This is a genomic window from Paenarthrobacter sp. YJN-5 (assembly GCF_015040095.1).
GTDB classification, from domain to species: domain Bacteria; phylum Actinomycetota; class Actinomycetes; order Actinomycetales; family Micrococcaceae; genus Arthrobacter; species Arthrobacter ureafaciens.
The window spans coordinates 1,021,972-1,037,013 of the sequence record NZ_CP053544.1 but is presented as its reverse complement, the minus strand read 5'-3'; the positions used below and the strand labels follow the sequence as shown (position 1 = coordinate 1,037,013).

Annotated in this window: 15 protein-coding genes; 7 read left to right on the top strand and 8 right to left on the bottom strand. The window is 64.3% G+C overall.

Translation table 11 applies throughout. The features are described 5' to 3' along the window. Positions 1-37: 37 nt before the first annotated feature. Both HMI59_RS04975 and HMI59_RS04970 read right to left on the bottom strand, forming a co-directional pair. On the bottom strand, positions 38-850 hold the full coding sequence (locus HMI59_RS04975) for a class I SAM-dependent methyltransferase (protein WP_193593002.1): 813 nt from the start codon (positions 848-850) through the stop codon (positions 38-40). A 19-nt stretch (positions 851-869) separates the two neighbouring features. Further along, positions 870-1,268, bottom strand: a complete 399-nt coding sequence (locus tag HMI59_RS04970) for an STAS/SEC14 domain-containing protein (RefSeq protein ID WP_193593001.1) — start codon at positions 1,266-1,268, stop codon at positions 870-872. A gap of 183 nt (positions 1,269-1,451) precedes the next feature. On the opposite strand from HMI59_RS04970, the gene HMI59_RS04965 reads away from it, so the two are divergent. Further along, entirely contained in the window at positions 1,452-3,095 is a 1,644-nt protein-coding gene (locus HMI59_RS04965) for an ATP-binding protein (protein WP_193593000.1), read from the top strand. Positions 3,096-3,287: 192 nt separating this feature from the next. Here HMI59_RS04965 and HMI59_RS04960 read toward each other — a convergent pair whose 3' ends face one another. Then, positions 3,288-3,455, bottom strand: coding sequence for a hypothetical protein (locus tag HMI59_RS04960; protein ID WP_021473873.1), 168 nt, complete (start codon positions 3,453-3,455; stop codon positions 3,288-3,290). A gap of 106 nt (positions 3,456-3,561) precedes the next feature. Between HMI59_RS04960 and HMI59_RS04955 the strand changes: the two genes are divergently transcribed. Continuing rightward, the gene (locus tag HMI59_RS04955; protein WP_193592999.1) at positions 3,562-4,623 is read left to right on the top strand and encodes a hypothetical protein; all 1,062 of its coding nucleotides are present in this window, start codon (positions 3,562-3,564) and stop codon (positions 4,621-4,623) included. Between the two features lie 4 nt (positions 4,624-4,627). After that, a complete protein-coding gene (locus HMI59_RS04950; RefSeq protein ID WP_227471617.1) occupies positions 4,628-6,184 on the top strand; it encodes a bifunctional diguanylate cyclase/phosphodiesterase in 1,557 nt (518 codons plus the stop codon). A gap of 48 nt (positions 6,185-6,232) precedes the next feature. Here HMI59_RS04950 and HMI59_RS04945 read toward each other — a convergent pair whose 3' ends face one another. Further along, the gene (locus HMI59_RS04945) at positions 6,233-6,796 is read right to left on the bottom strand and encodes a GNAT family N-acetyltransferase (protein ID WP_021473870.1); all 564 of its coding nucleotides are present in this window, start codon (positions 6,794-6,796) and stop codon (positions 6,233-6,235) included. A gap of 132 nt (positions 6,797-6,928) precedes the next feature. Here HMI59_RS04945 and HMI59_RS04940 point away from each other — a divergent pair, with 132 nt between their 5' ends. From HMI59_RS04940 to HMI59_RS04925, 4 genes are all read left to right on the top strand, one after another. Continuing rightward, positions 6,929-7,390: a hotdog fold thioesterase gene (locus HMI59_RS04940; protein WP_021473869.1), complete on the top strand. Its 462-nt coding sequence runs from the start codon at positions 6,929-6,931 to the stop codon at positions 7,388-7,390. Positions 7,391-7,396: 6 nt separating this feature from the next. After that, positions 7,397-8,743, top strand: coding sequence for a phenylacetate--CoA ligase PaaK (gene paaK, locus HMI59_RS04935; protein ID WP_021473868.1), 1,347 nt, complete (start codon positions 7,397-7,399; stop codon positions 8,741-8,743). Between the two features lie 81 nt (positions 8,744-8,824). Then, positions 8,825-9,427 (top strand): TetR/AcrR family transcriptional regulator, encoded by a 603-nt coding sequence (locus tag HMI59_RS04930; RefSeq protein WP_021473867.1) that lies wholly within the window; start codon positions 8,825-8,827, stop codon positions 9,425-9,427. Between the two features lie 258 nt (positions 9,428-9,685). Next, positions 9,686-10,093: a VOC family protein gene (locus HMI59_RS04925; RefSeq protein WP_166186645.1), complete on the top strand. Its 408-nt coding sequence runs from the start codon at positions 9,686-9,688 to the stop codon at positions 10,091-10,093. A gap of 101 nt (positions 10,094-10,194) precedes the next feature. Here HMI59_RS04925 and paaZ read toward each other — a convergent pair whose 3' ends face one another. The 4 genes from paaZ to HMI59_RS04905 all read right to left on the bottom strand — a co-directional run bounded on the left by paaZ (position 10,195) and on the right by HMI59_RS04905 (position 14,932). Continuing rightward, positions 10,195-12,294 (bottom strand): phenylacetic acid degradation bifunctional protein PaaZ, encoded by a 2,100-nt coding sequence (paaZ, locus tag HMI59_RS04920; RefSeq protein WP_193592998.1) that lies wholly within the window; start codon positions 12,292-12,294, stop codon positions 10,195-10,197. Positions 12,295-12,506: 212 nt separating this feature from the next. Beyond that, positions 12,507-13,484 (bottom strand): glycosyltransferase family 2 protein, encoded by a 978-nt coding sequence (locus HMI59_RS04915; RefSeq protein WP_227471538.1) that lies wholly within the window; start codon positions 13,482-13,484, stop codon positions 12,507-12,509. A gap of 29 nt (positions 13,485-13,513) precedes the next feature. Then, positions 13,514-14,260, bottom strand: coding sequence for a tyrosine-protein phosphatase (locus HMI59_RS04910; protein ID WP_193592997.1), 747 nt, complete (start codon positions 14,258-14,260; stop codon positions 13,514-13,516). Positions 14,261-14,326: 66 nt separating this feature from the next. Further along, complete coding sequence (locus tag HMI59_RS04905) at positions 14,327-14,932, bottom strand: GNAT family N-acetyltransferase (RefSeq protein WP_193592996.1); 606 nt, start codon at positions 14,930-14,932, stop codon at positions 14,327-14,329. Positions 14,933-15,042: the final 110 nt, after the last annotated feature.

The following is a 15,042-nucleotide window of genomic DNA, read 5'->3' as shown; positions in this document are numbered from 1 at the left end:
GCGCGTTTAGAGCCGTCAAAACGCGCACAAATGCGACCTACTTGGGTTGGTGGGGGCGGAGGATGGCGAAATAGCCGGGGATCACGTCCGGGCGCCCGGGGTTGCTGAGTGGCCGGGTTTCGATGTTCGCCGCACCCTCCTCCACCAAGTCCCAGTCCGACGGCGGAAACGCCTTGCGCCGTTGAGCGGCACCGAAGCGCCCGGGCATGGGAAGGCCACGGATGGCCCACTCCAGCGGCGCGGGAATGGAATGCCGCGTCGCGCCAAGGTGGCTGACGTAGTCCACGGGGGTGCCGCGGAAATTGGTTTCCGCGAGGAACACCGTCCCACGCCGGCCCACGACCGGCAGCAAGTTCGCTGCCAAAGCAGCCCGGCCCTTCCGGTCCAGGACATGGAGCACGCCGCGGATGAACACGTTGGCGTCTCCGCTGAAGCCTGCCTCTTCCAGCGCCGTCCCTACGGTTCGCCACGCGCCGGGTGCCGTGAGGTCCGCAACGGCGAACGACGTCGTCGGGCACTCATGCGATTCGCGCCGCGCCCGCTCAACGGCGTTTGCCGAGTAGTCCACGCCCACAGCGTGCGGGAAGTACGGGGCGAAGTAGCGGGTGAAGCTGCCGTTGCCGCAGCCGACGTCCACCAACGGAAGGTCCGCATCCAGCAAGGCAAGTTTGGGCAGGTAGCTTTCTGCTTCATGGCTGCTGCCCGAGTCCCAGAGGACATCGCCGTCGGCCCCCGTGGAACGTACCTTGCCCCAGTATTGGTCCCATGCGGTCTGCGGGTCCTTGGGCGCCCCGGAGGACAGCCTGATGAGGCGCGGAACCAGCAGGTACTTGCGGAAAGCGGTCAGCATCCTTCCAATATATGGGCGCCTACGCGTTGATCAGCCAGTTGAGAGCTTCTGTTTCGTCCGTGAAAAATTTGGTGGGGCACGGGGGCTTCATGATGCCGATGAAGAAATTGGCGATCACCCTGTCCACCGGCGACGACCCCCACAATGCGATCCGCGAGGCCTGGCACGGTTTCGCAAAGACGGACCTGGCACCGCGGGTGACATCGTTGGTAGTGGCCATGTCCACGATCATCGGATGCCGGTCCTTGCCGCAAATTTCATTCACGCGGTCCATGGCGCGCTGGGCGTCCCGTTCCTTGATGCTCGCTCCCCGGGGCCACGTCAGCCGAAGAATGCCCGGTTCCTCCAACTCAAGTTCAAAATCAACGGGCTGGTAATCCTGGGATGCTGCTTCCTGCTCCACCGTGCTCCTCGACATATTCGTAACCGGGGCACCGCTGGTTCCTCCCCCGACACATCAACACTTGCCGAGCGCGTGCCCAAAGTAAAGAGGCGTGACGCGACCCAATTGGCCATGCCGGGCCGTGACCTGCGGATGCGCTGATAAGGTGTGCAACATCTGGTAAAACCGTGGAACAAAAGTTGTAACGGAAGGGGCTCAGTGGTTCACAACGGAGCCGAAGTACAGCACGTTCCGCTCACGGCCGTGGTGCTGGATTCGGACGTGGAACGGTTGACGACGACGTCGGCCGCCCTCACCGCTGCCGGCTTCCAGGTTTTCCCTGCTTCAAACCCTGATTCACTGGCCATCAGCCTCGAACACAACCACCCCTCGATCGTGGTGGTGGAGAACGCCCTCGCCCACGGACTACGCAGCCCCGGGATCCCCGTCCTGCTGCTGCTGAACGCCGGGGATTCCGTGGACCTCGAGGAAGCAGAAGCGTGGCGGGTGGTGGATTACGTCATCAACCCCGTCCGCCGGGACGAGCTGGTTCACAGGGTCAACACCCTCATCGGTAGGTCCAGGGAACGCTCCCGCTCCCGCAACCACATGGAGGCCCTGCGGGAAAGCCTGCGCAACGTGTCCGCCGCGATCCGTGAAACCAACGACCCCCAGCTCATTGCCGACCACGTAGTCCGGGGTTTCGGCGAAGCGTTGGGCGTGGACCACGTCTGGTTCGCAACGTTCCGTGACGAGCGCGTCCCCTCCATCCGGGCGCAGTGGAACGCCCCCGGCACCAAACAGCTTCCCGCCAAGCTCGGCAACAGCGAGAACGCCATCGCGGAGCTGTCCAACCGTCTGTGGACCGAAGCGGACGCCATGACAGTCCTGGACCACCGGGAGGAACCCGATTCCAGGATCACCCAGGCCCTGCTCGAATGGTCCCCGGAACTCCAGCCCGTCTCCACGGTCATCCTCCCTGTTGGTGAGGGCGCCTCGGCACTGGGCGTGGTCCTCCTGTGCACCGTGAACCGGATCCATGACTGGACCCGCCCCGAACTCTCACTGATGCAGCACGTGGCCGGGAACGTTGCCCACGGACTCATCCAGGGCCACCTCATCAGCGCCCAGCAACGGGTCCTGCAGCAGCTGAGGCAGCTGGACAAGGCCAAGACGGACTTCCTGGCCACCGTCAACCACGAACTCCGGACTCCCCTGACGTCCATCACCGCCTACCTGGACATGATCCGCGACGGCTCAGGCGGCCCGGTCCCCGACGGCATCAAGAAGATGCTGGACGTCATTGCCCGGAACTCGGACCGGCTGCGGCGGCTGATCGAGGACATGCTGACGGTCTCCATGCAGGACGGCAGCAACCTGGACCTCAAACCCGTGGATGTGGACAAACTGCTGCAGGTTGTTGTCGCCACGCTCCGGCCCTTGGCTGAGTCCCGGCACGTAGACATCTCCTACGTTGAAGCCTCCGAAGACATCGAGGTCACCGCCGACGAAGCCAAACTCGAGCAGGTCTTCACCAACATCGTGGCCAACGCCATCAAGTTCACCCCGGAGGGTGGCCGGGTCGGGATTACCAGCGTCCTGGAGGAAACGGACGACGGCGGACACGCGGCACTGGTGCGCGTGGCGGACACGGGCCTTGGCATCCCTGAACACGATCTGCCCCATATCTTCACCCGCTTCTACCGGGCATCAAACGCAACGTCGGCGGCCGTGCCCGGGAGCGGGCTGGGCCTGGCGATCGCACACGACATCATCAGCAGGCACATGGGGCGGCTGAACCTAGATTCCACCCTGGGGGCAGGGACCACGGTGTCCATTGAGCTCCCTGTCGGCGGGCCGTAAGCAACAGGCGGGTGTCGCCGTCGTCGGTTTCTGCCCCCCGCCTCGGCGTGTGACAGCCCAGTCAAGCACTCCGGCCCGTCCTGACGGCGAGGGTCACTAATCCGCGACACATATCGAAACAAAACAGATGCCCCGGGTAACAACCCGGGGCATCAAATTGCGTCATGGGGCCTTTTCAGGCGTCCCCCCAATTTAGTTCGGCCACCATCCGATGCTGGTGGTGTTTGTCTTGGTGGTGACGCTGTTCGGCCACCAGCCGATTGCCGTGGAGTCCTGCGACGGCTCGGCGTTAGCCGGAGCAGCGAATCCTGTAACTGCCAGGACTGCCGCCATGAGCAGGGTTGCCGCAAATTTCTTCATCCGCTGTGCCCTTTCGTTCTGATGCGAATTTGAGAGTGTGACTTGAACAATGTCACGGGGCAAACTATACGAGCTTTTCAATGCTAATGACATGGATAATGGGTTTATGCAGAGTCCCCACCTGGCATCACACGTTGTAGCAGGGCTCAATGCACGTGCCAAATGGAAAGAGCGAAAATTCGACGAGGCTTTCGAACTCGCCGGTGACGCCGCTGACCTGGCCGGTGCCGCCGGGGATGACGACACGTGGTGGGAAATGCTCTACCTCCAAGCAGAATGCCGCCGGGACCAAGGCAGCATCGAAGAATACCTACGGCTTGCAACCGAGCTGAACAACCACCAACTCACATCAACCTCCTCCGAGCGCGGCGCGAAGGCCGGGACCATGGTGGCCGTCGCCTTCCAGGGACTCGGGCGTCTGGCCGAGGCTGCTGCCATGGCTTCGGACTCCGCAAAGCTGGCCGCCGGCGACCCCGATCTGCTGCACGTCCAGATCCTCGCCCAGCGCGCACTCATCGCGGCGTTGGCCGAAAGCCGGCTGCTCGAGGACGCCTGGCGCGAATGCCTGCAGCTGGAAACCCTGCTGGCCGATGTTGACGAAGACACTGCAGGCAAGGGCTATTGGGTCATCGGCAACGTCGCGTTCCTCGCGGACAGGGTTGCCGACGGCGGGATGTACCACGACCTCGCGGCCGAACGCCTGTCCCCCTCCAAGGACGTGGACCTGTGGGCGCGGTTCAACCGGGCCTCGGCCGAGATGCGTCTTCAGGCCAAGCTCCTGGATTCTGCCACCCTGCGCTGCATCGAGCGGGCCGAGATGGCCACGGACATCGTGGGCGGCTCCGAGCGGGACCACTTGGAGATGTCGCTGGTCCGGGCCCGTTGGAACTACCTCAACCAGGACATGCAGGAAGCCCTGGCCATCCTCGAGCCGCTCTGTGCACAATCCTCCATCCTTGCCACCCAGACAGCCGCCGAAGCACACTTCCTTCTCGGCAGGACCCTGCTGGCACTGGGCCGCCTGGACGATGCCGAAGCGGTGTTCGACAAGTCCGCGAGCCTCTTCGACCAATCAGCCCTGCCCGAGCGCAGTTCTGCCGTGCATGACTACCTCCGCGATAATGTTGGCAGTGCTGCAAAAGATCGGGGCGGCCAACACAGGGGGTGACCAGGTGCCGCAGGAGGACTCAATAGCCGGGAAGGACCCACGGCTGGGCAAGCTCCTGGACGGAATCGTCAGGCTCGCTGCCGGCGACCTTGACGCCCGGATGGAAGTCTCGGACGCCCGGGACGAGATCGACGCCGTCATCATGGGCACCAACCTCCTGGCCGAAGACCTGCAAATCGCGTACGCGGAAATGGAACAGCGCGTAGCCGCTCGAACGCGGCAGCTACATGAGGCGCACCGCGAGATGCAGCACATGGCCATGACGGACTCCCTCACCGGCCTCAGTAACCGTTCAGCCTTCACCACGGCACTCACCGACGCCCAGGAAAAAGCCGCCGCACAGGGGCAGCGCCCGGCCATCCTCCTGCTGGACATGAACGGCTTCAAAGGCATCAACGACTCCCTGGGCCACACCATCGGCGACAAGGTCCTCGAAACAGTGGCCGGGCGCATCACCGGCGCAGTGCGGGACGAAGACATCGTCGCCCGCATGGGAGGGGACGAATTCGCCATCCTCTTGCACGACGTGACCCAGGCGATTGCCGCATCGATCGGCAACCGGGTGCTTGCCGCCGTCGACGGCATCATGGAAATCGAGGGCCACCACGTGCGTTGCGGAGCGAGCATGGGGCTTCGCATGGCCGCTCCCGGGCAGAGCGCCCAGGAAATCATGATGGAAGCGGACATCGCCATGTACGAGTCCAAAGCCGAGGGCCGCGGCCGGCTCAAGTCATTCCAACCGGCCATGCTGCATGCCCGGCAGCTGAGGAACCAGCTGGTCACCGAGCTCAAGGAAGCCATCTCCGGCAACCAGTTGGTGCTGTTCTACCAACCCATCGTCCGGTTGGACACCCGCGAAATCGAGGGCGTGGAAGCCCTGGTCCGCTGGAACCATCCCACGCGCGGGATGGTGATGCCGGACGAGTTCATTCCGATCGCCGAGGAAACGGGTCTCATCTCCGACCTGGGCGGCTGGGTGCTGCGCACCGCCGTCGAGCAGTTGCAGCGCTGGCGCAACGATCCCCTCACAGCGCACCACAACTTCAACATGCGCATCAATGTCTCCGCCGCGGACCTGCAGCGGCTCGAATTCGTGGAGGACGTCCGGGACGCGCTGTCCACAGCCAAGCTCGACCCCACATTGCTGGTCCTCGAGCTGACCGAAAGCGCCGTGATCCAAGGCAACGACCTCGACCGCTACACGCTCAGCAGCCTGGAACGGCTCGGTGTCGGCATGGAGATCGACGATTTCGGCACCGGCTACTCCTCCATCGACTATCTCCGCCGGCTGCCCGTCCACGCCGTCAAAGTGGACCGCTCGCTACTCTCGGCCCTCGGCAGCGATCCCGCCCAACCCGCGCTGCTGGCCGCCGTGCTGCAGCTCATCCGCGCTTGCGGGCTCGGCGCCGTGTGGGAGGGCATCGAGACCGAGGACCAGGCCCGGTACCTGCTCAGCATCGGCTGCACCAGCGGGCAGGGTTACTACTTCAGCAGGCCACTATCGGAGGAAATACTCACTGAGCAGCTAAAGCACCACAAGACCTGGCCGGTGGCGGACTAGGAGCACGACGGCGGCCTGCCGGCTTGGTTGCCAACTGGTGGTTTGCGGCTACTCGCCGTTGCGCCGGGCACGCCACTCGGAGTCGAGGATGGCGTAGATGTTCTCGGTGGCCCACTGCCCCTTGTAGTGCCAGATGTCCACGAGGGACGCCTCCAGCCGCATGCCAATACGCTTGCAGATCGCCGCGGAACCGTGGTTGAGGGCGTCCAGCTTGGCGTCGACGCGATGGAAGGCGAGGAGTCCGAAGGCCAGGTCCAGCACGGCTTCCGCGGCCTCCGTGGCGATTCCCTGGCCCCTCGCTTCAGGATGCAGGATCCAGCCAACCTCTGCCTGCCCCGGCCCTTCCAACCACTTCAGCACCACCTCGCCCAGCAGCCCCGGCTCATCCTGCCGCTCGATCGCCAGGCAGACCCAGTCACCCTCCTGCTTGAATTCGAAGTTCGCGTAGCGCCCCAGCACCTCCATGGCCTTGGTCTTGCTCAGGGGCGGGCGCAAAAGGAACCGCGCGGTCTCCGGGAGGGACTGGTAGGCGTGGAAGCGTTCCAGGTCCTCGGCCTCGAACCGCCGCAGGATGAGGCGTTTGGTGATGATCGGGAGCGCGATATCGGGCATGTCTTCGAGGCTACAGTGCCGGTCCGAAAGGATGTCCAGTTCAGGCCTTGGAGCTTTGTCCAGTCTTGACACGTGGCGCGATCTGGGATTACCTAATGAACATTCGGTAAATAAAGCTGGAGGCAATGACGCATGGTTGAAACAACCCTCTCCGGTGCTTCGCACCACATCCTGACGAACGACTATGCGTCCGAATGGATGGGCATCGAGGTCCTCAAGGTCGACGACGGACACGCCACCATCAGGATGAAGCTCCGCCAGGAAATGCTCAACGGCTTCGGCATGGCACACGGCGGAATGATCTTCGCCTTCGGTGACACCGCCTTCGCGCTGGCCTGCAACCCGGCCAGCCCGACACCCGAGGAGGCCGCCACCATCACGGTTGCATCCGGCGTCGACATCAACTTCATCAAGCCGGCCTTCGAAGGCCAGGTGATCACCGCCGTCGCCAACCGCCGTGCCACAACGGGACGCAGCGGCCTCTACGACATCCAGCTCTACGCGGCTGACGAGTCCTCCTCCCCCACCATCACCGAACCCGGCGAACTCATTGCAGAGTTCCGTGGCCGCAGCCGCACCATCTCCAAGAAGTAGGAAGCCATGACACAGAACACCGTCGCCGCAACAGCCACCCCGGAGGCAGCCGCTGTTCCCGGACTGGACCGCGAGGAAACCATCTCCCGCGACGAGCTTGAGGCCCTGCAGCTCAGCCGCCTCCAGCACACTGTCGCCTACGCCTACGACCGCGTGCCGCTCTACAAGCGCAAGTTCGACGAAGCCGGCGTCCACCCCAGCGATCTGCGCGAACTGGGCGATCTTGGCAAGTTCCCCTTCACCACCAAGGAAGACCTCCGCCTGGAGTACCCGTTCGGCATGTTCGCCGTCCCGCAGGACCAGGTTGCCCGCATCCACGCGAGCTCCGGCACCACCGGCCGCCCCACCGTGGTGGGCTACACCAAGAACGACCTCGCCAACTGGGCCACGCTGGTTGCCCGCTCGCTGCGCGCCTCGGGCGTGCGCCCCGGCATGAAGGTCCACAACGCCTACGGCTACGGCCTGTTCACGGGCGGCCTCGGCGCACACGCCGGCGCCGAAGCCCTCGGCTGCACAGTCATCCCCATGTCCGGCGGCCAGACCGAGCGCCAGATCCAGCTCATCCAGGACTTCGAGCCGGATGCCATCCTGGCCACGCCCACGTACTTGCTGACCATCGCCGACGCCATGGCCCAGCAGGGCATCGACCCCAAGTCGACGTCGCTCAAGTACGCCGTCCTCGGCGCCGAGCCGTGGACCGAGGAGATGCGCCGCGAACTCGAAGTCACCATGGACATCAAGGCCTGCGACATCTACGGGCTCTCCGAGGTCATGGGCCCCGGCGTCGCCGGCGAAGCCGTGGAAACCCAGGACGGATGCCACATCTGGGAAGACCACTTCCGCCCCGAAATCATCGACCCGTTCGACCACACTCGCGTCCTGGGTGACGGCGAACCGGGCGAGCTCGTGTTCACGTCCCTGACCAAGGAAGCGCTGCCGATCATCCGGTACCGCACCAAGGACCTCACGCGCCTGCTCCCCGGCACGGCCCGTCCGGCCCACCGCCGCATGGGACGCATCACCGGCCGCAGTGACGACATGATCATCCTCCGCGGCGTGAACCTGTTCCCGTCCCAGATCGAGGAAATCGCTTTGAGGATCCCGGAGCTCAGCCCCCACTTCCAGCTCGAGCTCACGCGGCCCGAAGGCAAGCGCATGGACTCCCTGACGGTGCGGATCGAGCGCCGCGAGAACGTTCCGGTTGAAGCAGGCACGACGGCGGCACACGCCTTGCGCGAGCAGATCAAGATTCACGTCGGGTCATCGTGCGTAGTGGACGTCGTTGAGCCCGGCTCGCTTGAACGCTCCAACGGCAAGCTCCGCCGCATCTACGACCTTCGCCCCAAGGCCTAGTCTTCCCGGTGACGCCCCGTGTACTTCACGGGGCGTCTTCGGTTTGACAGGTCCGCCCACTGATCGTGAGAAAATGCCACCATGCCAACTGAGACAACCTCCAAGCGCGGACGGCCCGGTTACGACCAGCAGTCGGTGCTCCGCATCGCCGTCGACGTCTTCAACCGCCACGGGTACGACGCAACGTCCATGGGCATCCTGGCCGAAAACCTCGGAATCTCGAAGTCGGCCATCTACCACCACGTCCCCTCCAAGGGCGACCTCCTGAAGCTTGCCCTGGACCACGCCCTGGGCGGCCTGGAGGCCATCCTGGAGCAACCCGAGGCCATGACCGGCCCCGCCGATGCCCGCTTGGAATTCGTGCTGCGGCAGACCATCGCAGTGCTCGTGGAACGGCTCCCCTTCGTCACGCTGCTCCTGCGCCTGCGCGGGAACACCGACATTGAGCGCGACGCTTTGGAACGCCGTCGTGCATTTGACCATAAGGTGGCTGCGCTCATCTCGGCTGCGCGCGAGGACGGCTCGCTGCGGCAGGACATTGATCCCCGCACGGTCACGAGGCTCCTGTTCGGCACCATCAACTCGATCGTGGAGTGGTACAAGCCCGGCGGCTCGCTGTCCCCGGAGAAGCTTGCGGACGACGTGATCACCATGGCTTTCGACGGCCTCCACGCCGCCGCCTGACCCTCTATCACCTCCCGCCCCCTTCCCGGCGCCCCTCTATCACCACCCGCCGCCTTCCCGGCGCCCCTCTATCACCACCCGCCGCCTTCCCGGCGTCCCTCTATCACCACCCGAACCCTCCCCGGCGTCCCTCTATCACCTCCCGAACCCTCCCCGCGTTCCTCTATCACTTCCCGACCCGCCCCGGACGCGACAGAAATTCTTAAGGTCTCCGGAGCCGTTGCAAGCGTAGGATTTTCAGCGTAGGAGGTGGCCATCATGCAACTAGCCCTCAACACAGCCACAACTGTCCTGCCCGTCGATGACATGAGCCGCGCGCACGCTTTTTACGCGGAAAAGCTCGGCCTGCCACACCGTGGGAAAACCTGGGACGGAAATGATTTGTTCGGCATCGACGGCGGCGCGATGCTGCAGTTGCTGCCCATCACGGATGGCATGCACTCAAGCCATACCGCACTGAGTTTTGAGGTCCACGACATCGAGCGATTGGTCGCTGAAATGGAAGCCAGGGGCGTTTCATTCCAGGACTATGACGAGCCCGGCCTCAAGACGGAAAACCATATTTGCACTACTGAAGCCGAGAAATGCGCTTGGTTTATGGACACGGAGAACAACATCCTCTGCATCCACGAAACGCTCGGGCAGCAGGCCGAATACCAGCTATAAAGATTAACGACAAAACGCTCTCCTTGTTGGGAGAGCGTTTCGTCGTTCGCGGCGGGAAGCGATAGAGGAACCCCCCAAACCCCGCGGGAAGCGATAGAGGGTTATTTCTCCACGAGGGTGAGGACGTCGTAGGTGGCTACGATGTCGTCGTTCTGGTTGGTCAGGACTGCATCCCAGGCAACCTCGCCGTACTCGTCCGTTTCACGCGGCGTGATCTTCTTGGCGGTCAGGGTCACCCGGATGGAGTCGCCCGCGGCAACCGGCGTGATGAAGCGCAGGTTCTCCAGGCCGTAGTTGGCCAGGACGGGACCCGGAGCCGGCTCCACGAACAGACCCGCGGCCCAGCTCAGGAGCAGGTAACCGTGCGCCACGATGCCCGGGAAGAAGGGGTTGGCCTCGGCGGCTTCCTGGTTGGTGTGCGCGTAAAAGGTGTCGCCGGTGGAGTTTGCGAAGGCCGTGATGTCCTCCAGGGTGACCTCGCGGAGCTCGGAACGAACAGCATCGCCGATCCGCAGGGTGGACAAATGCTTGCGGAAGGGGTGCTCACCTTCGGTTTCGATGGTGAAGTTCCGGTCGGCACCGGTGTGCCACTGGCCGGTGACGGCGGTGAGCATGTTCGGCGAACCCTGGATGGCCGTGCGCTGCATGTGGTGCAGCACGGAGCGGATGCCGCCCAGTTCTTCGCCGCCGCCTGCGCGGCCGGGGCCGCCGTGGACCAGGTGCGGAACGGGGGAACCGTGGCCGGTGGAAGAGCGTGCGTCTTCGCGGTTGAGCATGTGGACACGGCCGTGGTGGGCTGCGATTCCGGTAACCAATTCACGGGCCACTGTGGGATCGTTGGTGCATACGGAGGCCACCAGCGAGCCGGAACCGCGGGCAGCGAGGCGCACTGCGTCGGCGAGGTCGGTGTACCCAAGTACGGAAGAAACGGGCCCGAAGGCTTCGAGGGAGTGAACTTCTTCGGCTTCCGCGTCAGCCCAGCTGAGAAGCACCGGAGCCATGAAGGCGCCGTCCTCCACTACGCCGACGGTGCCGCCGACGGAGGTGACCGACGGCGAATCGAGGCTTCCGTACGCAAGCTCACCCCCGGCGTCGAGCATTGACTGGACGGCCGCGCGAACATCGGCGAGCTGCTCCAGCGACGCGAGGGCACCCATGGTGACGCCTTCGGCGCGCGGGTCACCGACCACAACGCGTTCGTTGATGCGGGCGCCGATGGCTGCGGCGACCTCGGAGGTCAGCTCCTTGGGGACGAGCACGCGGCGGATGGCGGTGCACTTCTGGCCCGCCTTGACGGTCATCTCGGTGACGACGGCCTTGACGAAAGCGTCGAACTCGGGGGTGCCGGGGACGGCGTCGGGGCCGAGGATGGCCGCGTTCAGCGAGTCCGTCTCCGAGGTGAAGCGGACGCCGCCCTGCACCACGTTGGGGTGCGATTTCAGCGACTTGGCCGTTGCGGCGGAACCGGTGAAGGACACGAGGTCGCGGTAGTCGAGTTCGTCCAGGAGCGTGCGGGCAGAACCGGAGATCAGCTGGAGCGAACCTGCGGGAAGGATGCCGGATTCGACGATAGCCTTGACGGCAGCCGCGGCGACATAGCCCGTGGGCGTTGCCGGCTTAACGATGGTTGGCACGCCGGCAAGGAAGGACGGCGCAAACTTCTCCAGCATCCCCCAGACCGGGAAGTTGAAGGCGTTGATCTGGACGGCTACGCCGGGAATGCGGGTGTAGATGTGCTCGCCGGCGAACGAACCGTCCTTGGACAGGACCTCCATGGGACCGTCCACGATCACCTGCGAGTTGGGCAGTTCACGCCGGCCCTTGGAACCGAACGTGAAGAGCACGCCGATGCCGCCGTCGATGTCGATCATGTTGTCGATCTTGGTGGCGCCGGACTGCGAGGACTGGGCGTAGAGCTCTTCGCGGCGGCCGTTCAGGTACTGGGCCAGCTCCTTGAGCTTGAGGGCCCGCTGGTGGAACGTCAGTTTGCCGAGTTCCGCTTGGCCCGTGGTGCGTCCGTAATTCACGACGGCGGCAAGGTCCAGGCCGTCGGTGCTCACGTTGGCCAGGACTTCGCCGGTGCTGGCATCACGCACGGGCACGGTCTTGGCTTCGGGCGCCGGGGTCCACCACGCGTCCTGAACGTAGCTGGGGACGGTGGCAACGTCTGTGGTTTCCGGGGCGACTGCTGTAGTGGTCATCGTCGACGGGTCCTTCCGAGGCACATGAAAGCGGCACGGTCGAATGTCGGATGGACCAACATTACTGACCGGCCGTTCGGTAATATATACAGACTACATGAATGCCCCGGAGAGTACAGCGGGAATTTGCTCCCATTGTGATGGAGGGACGCCCGAAACACGGCGGGATGTGAGAGAGGGACGCTCGGAACCCGGCGGGATGTGAGAGAGGGTCAGGACCGGTTGCCCAGCTTCCGTGCCAACAGCAGTGGTTTCTTCAGGAACTCCCCCACGCTGGTGCGGGTAATGATCGTCTGGTTCAGGGCATCCAGCCGCCCCAGGACCTGGTCCAGCTTGGCTACGGTTTCATCGAGCCGCCGCTCCTGTGCCCGGATGAGTTCCTCCTGTTCGGCCAGCACGCGGGACAGGTAAAGCACGGTCCCCATCCCACCCTGGGCAACCTCGGTCCGCAGGTGATCGTCGCGGACCAGGGCGTCGTAACGGGCGTGCTCCGCCGCCTTGGCAAAGATGCTGTTCCCATCATGCCCATCCGATTCCGGCCGCTGCGACCAAAACGCCAGCGGTTCCCCATCGATGAACCCCACGCGGGAATGGCTCAGCACGCGCAAGTGGAATTCCCAGTCCCCCACCACGGGAAGATCCTCGTTGTAATACCCCACCGCGTCATGGAGACTCCTGCGGTACAGGAAGGAAATGGGTACCGCGCGGTTGATCCGGAGCATGTCCGCAAGGGTGATCTGACGCAGGTCGGCCCAGAAGATCTCACGCCGGACGGGCTCGATTCTGCCGTCTGCAACCTCCTCGATGACAATTTCCGTCCGCACCATGACTCCCGCGTCCGAGGCATGCGCCGGGTCATCCAAATACTCCACGGTGCGCTCCAGGAAGGTGGGCGCCCAAAAATCATCGTCATCATGGATCACCACAAACTCGCCGGTGCCGGCCTTGATTCCCGCATTCGACGCCGCTTCCATCCCCACAGACTCAGCATGGTGAAGCGTGGTGATACGCGCCTGCTCAGCTTGCGACCGCTGCGAGGTGAGCTGTTCGACGGCGGCCGGGTCGCCGCCGTCGTTGACGATGACCAACTCGAAATCCTGGAAAGTCTGGGCAAAGATGTCGTCCAACGCACGGGCCAGGAAAACCGGCCTGTTCTTAGTACGGGTCACGATGGTGATGCGGGCGGTCATGGCTCGTCCATTCAGTTGGGGATGGTTGATCAATCCTGCATGCTAGCAGCGCGCCGGGGCCGGGGATGGAGCTTCGCAACAAGGTCGGAAATTTCCTGCTCCGTTACGCCGTGCCCAGCAAGGTAGGCCCGCGCGTCCAGCTCGTCCAGGAACCGGCGCAAGGCATCCCTCCGCCGCTCCAACAGCTCTTCCAAATCCTGGTCCGGAAGGTAGGGATCATGGGCATGCGGCGCACCGTGGGTCCGGTGGCGTTCATTGATCCCGCGGGCCGCAAGCTCGTAGCCGCGCAGGATCTCGGCGTCCTCAATGCCGGCCAGCCGTTGCAGTATTAGCGCGATCATGCCGCTCCGGTCCCGCCCCGCCGAGCAATGCACCACCACCTTGCCCGGAGACGCAGCGATCGCTTTGAACACGCGGGCAATCTTGTCCCCGAACATCGCCAGGTACTCCGCGTACTGCCCGGGCTCCTTGAGGTAGGGGCCAAAGGTGGTGCCGAAGTCGCTGTGGTCCGGGTCTTCCGTGGGGCAATGTACGACGGCGATCCGCGCCTTCGCGTCGTCCGGCACCTGGGGATCGGTGTCGCGTTGCCGCCGCTCGCGGGAGGCGCGGAGGTCGATCACGGTGCGGACGCCGTCGTCGTACATTTGACGCCAGCCGGCCTCCGTCACCCACTCGTGGCGCCCCATCCGGTACACGTCCCCGGCAATGCGCCAAGCATTGACCGCACCGTCCCAATCGACGGCCTGCAAGCGGCCTGCCGCGGCGTTCCCATCCATGGAAGCCATGCTAGCCGTGCCGAAGGGTGAGATCTCGCGGCTTTGGCGTGTGTTTAGCCCCGAGAGCTAACCCCTCGGGGCCAGGTGCTTGGAGAGCCGGTACTCCAGGCCGGTCCTGACCGCCGGCCATTCGTGCTCGAGGATGGAGAACACCACTGTGTCGCGAAGGGCGCCGTCCTTGCTGCGGGAGTGGTTCCGCAAAACGCCGTCCTGCTTGGCCCCAAGGCGCGCGATCGCTTCACGGGACTGGTGGTTCAGCCAGTGCGTGCGGAACTCGACCGCGGGGCAGCCCAACGTTTCAAAAGCGTGACGGAGCAGCAGGAGCTTGGAATCCGGGTTGGTGCCCGTTCCGTGGGCTGAGGCCGCGTTCCAGGCGGAGCCGATCTCGACGCGCGGAGTGTCGGCGTCAATGTTCATGTACGTCGTCATGCCGATGAGCTTGCCGGTACTGTTCAGCCGCGTCGCGAACGGCAGCATGGAACCTGCTGCCTGGAGGGCAAGACGCCGATCGATGTCGGCGGCCATGCCCTCCGGGGCTGGCACGGACGTGTACCAGAGCTTCCAGAGTTCGCCGTCGCGGGCGGCCTCCACCAGACCGTCGTGGTGCGCGGCGTCGAGGGGCTCGAGTGTTACAAAGTGGCCTTTAAGGGTGATCGGTTCAATCGCAGTCACCCGGTCAGCCTAGCGGACCCAACTGAGTCGCAGTTGTGCGCGTTTAGAACGCTTGTCATGTCTCAGGACCTTGTAGACACTTCATGTCTCATGACTTCGTAGACACTTGA